This is a genomic window from Streptomyces flavofungini (genome assembly GCF_041028215.1).
In the GTDB taxonomy this organism is placed as follows: domain Bacteria; phylum Actinomycetota; class Actinomycetes; order Streptomycetales; family Streptomycetaceae; genus Streptomyces; species Streptomyces flavofungini_B.
Genome location: NZ_JASKYR010000395.1, coordinates 1 through 6656, shown reverse-complemented (window position 1 = coordinate 6656; position 6656 = coordinate 1). Strand labels below are relative to the sequence as shown.

General features: G+C 72.7%; 6 protein-coding genes. 3 read left to right on the top strand and 3 right to left on the bottom strand.

Going from position 1 to position 6656, the window contains the following annotated elements:
- Both AB8Z36_RS24790 and AB8Z36_RS24785 read left to right on the top strand, forming a co-directional pair.
- On the top strand, window positions 1–1423 hold a 1423-nt coding region (locus tag AB8Z36_RS24790; protein ID WP_369215582.1), incomplete at its 5' end, for a class I adenylate-forming enzyme family protein.
- Window positions 1420–2307 carry an NAD-dependent epimerase/dehydratase family protein gene (locus AB8Z36_RS24785; RefSeq protein ID WP_369215581.1) on the top strand — a complete coding sequence of 296 codons (888 nt, stop codon included), beginning with the start codon at window positions 1420–1422 and terminating at the stop codon, window positions 2305–2307. The genes AB8Z36_RS24790 and AB8Z36_RS24785, both read left to right, overlap by 4 nt.
- Window positions 2308–2320: 13 nt before the next feature.
- Here the strand turns inward: AB8Z36_RS24785 and AB8Z36_RS24780 are convergent, their stop codons facing one another.
- Complete coding sequence (locus AB8Z36_RS24780; protein WP_369215580.1) at window positions 2321–2716, bottom strand: phytanoyl-CoA dioxygenase family protein; 396 nt, start codon at window positions 2714–2716, stop codon at window positions 2321–2323.
- Between the two features lie 9 nt (window positions 2717–2725).
- Between AB8Z36_RS24780 and AB8Z36_RS24775 the strand changes: the two genes are divergently transcribed.
- Window positions 2726–3076 carry a dTDP-4-dehydrorhamnose 3,5-epimerase family protein gene (locus AB8Z36_RS24775; protein ID WP_369215579.1) on the top strand — a complete coding sequence of 117 codons (351 nt, stop codon included), beginning with the start codon at window positions 2726–2728 and terminating at the stop codon, window positions 3074–3076.
- Window positions 3077–3083: 7 nt separating this feature from the next.
- Here AB8Z36_RS24775 and AB8Z36_RS24770 read toward each other — a convergent pair whose 3' ends face one another.
- Together AB8Z36_RS24770 and AB8Z36_RS24765 are read right to left on the bottom strand one after the other, a co-directional pair.
- A complete protein-coding gene (locus AB8Z36_RS24770) occupies window positions 3084–4454 on the bottom strand; it encodes a class I SAM-dependent RNA methyltransferase (protein ID WP_369215578.1) in 1371 nt (456 codons plus the stop codon).
- Between the two features lie 105 nt (window positions 4455–4559).
- Complete coding sequence (locus tag AB8Z36_RS24765) at window positions 4560–6614, bottom strand: APC family permease (protein ID WP_369215577.1); 2055 nt, start codon at window positions 6612–6614, stop codon at window positions 4560–4562.
- Window positions 6615–6656: the final 42 nt, after the last annotated feature.

Here is a 6656-nt window from a genome sequence, read left to right as displayed (position 1 = left end):
CGCGCGCGGGCTGCGGGCAGCGGGCATGGCGCGCGAGGACCGGGTGCTGTTCTCCGTGCGCCCGGGGCCCGACGGCGTCGTCCTCGCCCTCGGGGTGATCGCGGCGGGCGGCACCGTGGTGTTCGCCGATCCCGGCGCGGGGCCCGAACTGTTCGCCGCGCGCCGCGAACTGGCCGCGCCCCGCTGGGCCGCGGCCGAGTCCCTGCTGTACGCCGTGGCCCGGTACGGCCGCCCGCTCGCCAGGCGGCGTGGTCTGCTCCTGCCCCCGTACCACCGCCTCGGCCTGCGCCACATCCACGCGGGCCGGTGGCTGCCGGGGGTGCCCGCCGGGTCGTTGTCGGCGCGAGCGCTCGCGGCGGGGCCCGCCCCCTCGATACGCCCCGCCGCCGACCCACGCCAGGAGGCCCTCGTGGTCTTCACCTCGGGTACCACCCGCGCCCCCAAAGCGGTGGTGCACACCCGGGGTTCGCTCGGCGCGGGCCTCGCGGGCTGCGGGCACGCCCTGGCGATGGGCGCCGGGGACGTCCTGCACACCGACCAGCTCATGATGGGCGTCCCCGCCCTGATCGCGGGCGCCCACTGGACGATGCCGCCCCACGGCTTCGCGCCCGCGACCGACCCGGGGCGCTTCGCCCGCGGCCTCTGTGGCGCCACGCACGCGTTCTGCGTCCCGGCCGACCTGCCCGCGGTCGTCGGGGCCGTGGAGCGGGGCGAGGCCGCGCTGCCCACGACACTGCGGCACATCGTCCTGGGGGGCGCCCCGGTCCTGCCCGGCCTGCTGAGCCGCGCCGCGCGCGCCCTGCCGGAGGTGGACTTCCTCGCGGTGTACGGCATGACGGAGATGGTCCCGGTGGCCGTGGCCACCGGACGCGACAAGACGGAGTACACCGGCCTCGGCGACCTCCTCGGCACCCCGCTCCCCGGCATCGCCGTCCGCACGGCGGCGGACGGCGAACTCCACGTCTCCGGGCCGAACCTGTGCCGCGGCTACCTCGGCGAGCCGCCGATGACCGAGCACGCCACCGGAGACCTCGCCCGCCTGGAGAACGGCCGCCTGATCCTGCTCGGCCGCAAGAAGGACATGCTGATCCGGGGCCGTACGAACATCTACCCCGGCCTGTACGAACCCGCCGTTACCGCCCTGCCGGGCGTCGCCGAGGCGGTGATCGTGGGCGTGCCCGGCACGTACGGCGACGAGCGCGTGGTCCTGGCCGTGGTCCCCGACGGCACGGCACCCGCCACCGTCCTCTCGGCGACCGTACGCGCGCGCCTCCCGTCCCTCATCGACGCGGCGGCGCTCCCGGACGAGGTGGTCGTCCTCGACCGCATCCCGGTGGCGGGCCGCTCCCGCAAGCCGGACCGGGAGGCGCTGCGGGCCCGCCTCCGCGGGGCCGCGGCCGTACGCACGGGACGGGCGTCATGAGGATCGCCGTCACCGGCGCGCGGGGCTTCGTGGGCGCGGCCGTCCGCCGCGCGGCGGCCGACCGGGGCTGGACGGTGCACGGACTCACCCGCGCGGAGTGGGACCTGACCACAGGCCCACTGGCCGACCCGCCCGAGGTGGACGCGGTCGTGCACGCCGCGGCGGCCGTCGCCGACTGGGGCCCGCCCGCACCGGTCTGGCGGGCCAACCTCACCGGCACGAGACACGTCGCGGCGGCCTTCCCCGGCGTCCGCCTGGTCCACATCTCCACGGCGAGCGTGTACGACCCCTTCGTACCGACCGTCCTGGCCCACGAGGCGGAGGCCCCGGTCACCCGCTACCTCACTCCCTACGCGGCCTCGAAGGCGGCGGCCGAGCGAGCCCTGACGGGGCGCGGGAACACGGTCGTGCTGCGCCCGCACGCGGTGTACGGTCCCGGCGACCGTACGCTGCTGCCCCGGGTGCTCGGCGCGGTGCGGGGCGGCGCGCTCTGGCTGCCCGGCGACGGCACGGCACTCCAGTCGCTCACCCACATCGACCACTTGACCGAGGCCACGCTCCTGGCCTGCGACCCCGCGACGCGGCCGGGCACGTACAACATCGCCGACGCGGACACCGTCCCCATCGGCGACGCCCTGCGCGAACTGCTCGCGGCACGCGGCGTACGGGTGCGGCTGCGCGCCCTGCCGAAGGGCATGGCATCGGCGGTCGCCACCACGGCGGAGACGGCCTGGCGGCTGACCCGCCGCCCAGCCCCGCCCCGGGTGACCCGGTACGCCATCAGCCACCTCGCGGAGGAACGCACCCTCTCCCTGACAGCGGCCCGCCACGGGCTCGGCTTCCGCCCGGGCCCGACGTCGTTCGCCGACGCGGCGACGTGGTGACCGCGCCGCACCGTCACGTCATGCCGAGTCCCCTCCGGACGGCGCGCTCGACCGGGCTGAAGTCTCCGTCGGCCCGTTCGGTCATGACCAGTTCGCGGGGTTCCGCCGACGCCTGAGCGATGAACCGGGGCCGCCCCACCCGGTTCGACTGGGCGGCGTGCACCGTGAAGGGATGCACCAGATACACGTCACCGGCCTCTCCGGTGGCCAGTACCTCCGGCCGGTGCGCCGTCTTCTTGTCGACGATGTCATCACGGACCATGGGGCAGCCCTCTTCGCCGAACGGGGCGATCATGCGGGGAACATCCAGGTGGGAGCCCGCGCGGAGCACGGTCGGCGCGTCCTTCGGGCCGACGTCGGAGTAGAGCAGCAGAAGCAGCAGCGCGCGGCCGCGCGAGGTGATGCTCACCCGGAACCCGTGCGTCCAAGGCCGGCGCCGGCGCTCAGGCCAGTTCGAAGATCACCGAGCCCGTGGAACGTCTGGCCGGGCCACGCGTCGACGCACTTCCAGCCGCTCTCCTCGAAGACGCCCACCTACCAGGACGAGGACTCCGGCATAGCCGTCTACCTCTCCGAGGGCCTGGGCCACGCCTTCCTCACCCTGACCGACGACGCCTGCATGAACTACCTCTGCTCCGAGGCCTACGTCCCCGGCACCATGATCGAGGTGAACCCCCTGGGCCTGAAGGAAGCAGCGGACTCAGGCCTCCTCCCCACCTACGAGGCCTGCCTCGCCCACTACGACGCCTTGAAACGCGGGCGAGGCTGAGCGGGGGTCAGCGGCCCTTCTCGGCGGGCTCGAGAATCGCCACGCACTCCACATGATGCGTCATCGGAAACAGATCGAACGCCCGCAGCGTCCGCACCCGGTAGCCGCCCTCGCGGAAGTAGCCGAGGTCGCGGGCCAGGGCGGCCGGGTCGCAGGCCACATAGGCGATGCGGCGGGCGCCCAGGCCTGACAGGTGGCGGACCGTCTGCTTGCCCGCGCCCGCGCGCGGGGGGTCCAGGACGATCAGGTCGGCCTCGGTGATGCCCGTGCGCGGGAGGACCGATTCGACCTTGCCCTGTTCGATGCGGACGCGGTCGAAGGACGCCAGGTTGTGGCGGGCGTCCTCCACCGCGCGCTTGCCGGACTCGATGCCGAGGACCGCGCCCTTGTCGCCGACGCGGTCGGCCAGGGCGCCCGCGAAGAGGCCGACGCCGCAGTACAGGTCGAGGGCCGTGTCGCCCTTGCGCGGGGTGAGGCCCTGCATGACGGCGAGCATCAGGGTCTCCGCCGCCTTGGGGTGGACCTGCCAGAAGCCGCCGCTGCCCACGCGGTACGTGCGGCCGTCGGCGCGTTCGCGGACGAAGGGGCGGCCGTGGACGCGGTGCGTGCCGCCGTCCTTCTCACCCACCCGCATCACCGACACCGGCTTGTCCAGCTCCACGATGGGCAGGCGGGCACCCGGCTTCGGGGCGAGGATCACCTGGCGGTCCTGGGAACCCGACGCCGCGATCGCCTCGATCGACGCCATGCCCGACCAGTCCCGCCGCTCGATGCCCAGCTCCGAGACGCCCTCCGCCGCGATCATGCAGTGGTCGATCGGCTCGACCTCGTGCGAGCGGTGGCGGCGCAGGCCCGCGTTGCCGTCGGCGTCCACCGCGTACTGCACGCGGGTGCGCCAGGACGGGACCTCGCCCGCCGGGAGCTTGTCGCCCTCCGCCGGCATGACCGTGCCGTCCCAGCCCGCCTCCTCGGGCGTCAGGCCCGCCAGGCGCTGGAGCTGCTCGGCGATGACCTCGCCCTTGAGGCGGCGCTGCGCGCCCGGCTTCGCGTGCTGCCAGTCGCAGCCGCCGCAGCGGCCGGGGCCCGCGTAGGGGCAGGGGGCCTCCACGCGGTCCTTGGACGACTCAAGGACGGAGACCGCGTCCGCGCGCAGGAAGCGCGCGCCCTCCTCGCCCTCCGTCACCCGGGCGATGACCTTCTCGCCCGGCAGGGTGTGGCGGACGAAGAGGACCTGGCCCTCGTCCGTACGGGCGATGCAGTGGCCGCCGTGCGCCACCGGGCCGACCTCGACCTCGTACTCCCGGCCGATCAGCGACGTGTCCGACGACGGTGCGTCCTCCGCCTTACCCGCCTGCGCGTTCTTCGGTTCTGCCTGCATGGCGGGGGGCTCCACAACGTGAAAAGGGGTACGGCCGGACAACAGCCCACCAGTCTACGTGGGTGCCGCCCGGCCGCTCGACATGAGCCATGCCCAAGCCGTGGCTCAGGCCTTCTTCGTCGGCTCCTTCGTCCGTCGCGGCTTCTCCACCGGGCCCCTGCGCACCGCACCCGGCGCGTTCCACTCCGAACGCCTGCGGGCCCGCTTCTTCGCGACCTCGGAGGAGTCGAGCTGGTAGGGGACGGACGTCACCATGACGCCGGGGGTGAAGAGCAGGCGGCCCTTCAGGCGCAGGGCGCTCTGGTTGTGCAGGAGGTGTTCGTACCAGTGGCCCACCACGTACTCCGGGATGACCACGCTGACCACGTCGCGCGGGCTCTCGCGGCGCAGGTTCTTCACGTACTCGATGATCGGCCGGGTGATCTCGCGGTAGGGCGAGTCGAGGACCTTCAGCGGGACCGTGATGCCGCGGCGCTCCCACTCGTCCTTCAGGGCCTTGGTCTCCGCCGGGTCGACGTTGATGCTGAGCGCTTCGAGGGTGTTGGAGCGCATCAGCTTGGCGTACGCGAGGGCGCGCAGCGTCGGGCGGTGGATCTTGGAGACGAGGACGATCGAGTGCACCCGGGACGGGCGCATGCTGTCGTCGTCGGGGGTCTCCGGGGCGGCGATCTCCTCGGCCACGCGGTCGTAGTGACGGCGGATCGCGGTCATCGTCACGTAGAAGATGCACATGCCGAGCAGCGCGACCCAGGCGCCGTGCGTGAACTTGGTGACGAGTACGACGACCAGGACGAGGCCGGTGAAGAACGCGCCGAAGGTGTTGATCGCGCGGGAGCGGACCATGTGGCGGCGCTTGTTCGGGTCCTTCTCGCCCGCCAGGTGGCGGTTCCAGTGCCGGACCATGCCGATCTGGCTGAGCGTGAAGGAGACGAAGACGCCGACGATGTAGAGCTGGATCAGGCGGGTGGAGTCCGCGCCGTAGATCACGACGAGGAGGGCCGCGGCGCCCGCGAGGAGCACGATGCCGTTGGAGAAGGCGAGGCGGTCGCCGCGGGTGTGCAACTGGCGCGGCAGATAGCGGTCCTGCGCGAGGATCGAGCCGAGCAGCGGGAAGCCGTTGTACGCGGTGTTGGCCGCGAGGAAGAGGACGAGCGCGGTGGCGGCGGCGAGGATCATGAACAGGAAGCTGCCGTGGCCGAAGACCGCCTCGGCGACCTGGGAGATCACCGGGTTCTGGACGTAGTCCGAGCCGACCGGGGTGCCGTCGAGGAACAGGTCCTTGCCCGGGACCTCGGCCATGCGGACCTTGGTGACCATGGCGAGCGCGATGATGCCGCAGAACATCGTGACGGCCAGGCCGCCCATGAGCGCGAGCGTCGTCGCGGCGTTCTTCGACTTCGGCTTGCGGAAGGCGGGGACGCCGTTGCTGATCGCCTCGACGCCGGTGAGCGCGGCGCAGCCGGAGGAGAAGGCGCGCAGGAGCAGGAAGACCAGTGCGAAGCCCGCCAGGCCCTGGTGCTCGGGCTTGATCTCGTAGTCGGCGGTGGGGGCCCGCATGGTGTCGTCGAGGACGAGGCCGCGGAAGGCGCCCCACGCGATCATGATGAAGACGCCCGCCACGAACACGTACGTCGGGATCGCGAAGAGCTTGCCCGACTCCTTCACCCCGCGCAGGTTCATCACCGTGAGGAGCACGATCACGGCGACGGCGCAGAGCACCTTGTGCTCGACCACGAAGGGGACCGCGGAGCCGAGGTTCTCGATGCCGGAGGAGATCGAGACGGCCACGGTCAGGACGTAGTCGACGAGCAGGGCGCTGGCGACGGTGAGTCCGGCCTTGGGGCCGAGGTTGGTGGTGGCGACCTCGTAGTCGCCACCACCGCTCGGGTAGGCGTGCACGTTCTGTCTGTACGACGCGACGACGGTGAACATCAGGACCACGACCGCGACGGCGATCCACGGGCTGAAGTGGTACGCCGAGACACCCGCGATGGAGAGGACGAGAAGAACCTCTCCCGGCGCGTACGCCACGGAGGAGAGCGGGTCGGACGCGAAGACGGGGAGTGCGATGCGCTTCGGCAGGAGCGTTTCTCCGAGCCGGTCACTGCGCAGTGCGCGCCCGATGAGGATCCGTTTGGGCACGTCGGTCAGTTTGGACACGCAGAGGATCGTAAGCGGTCGAATGGGTGGCCGCCCACCCAC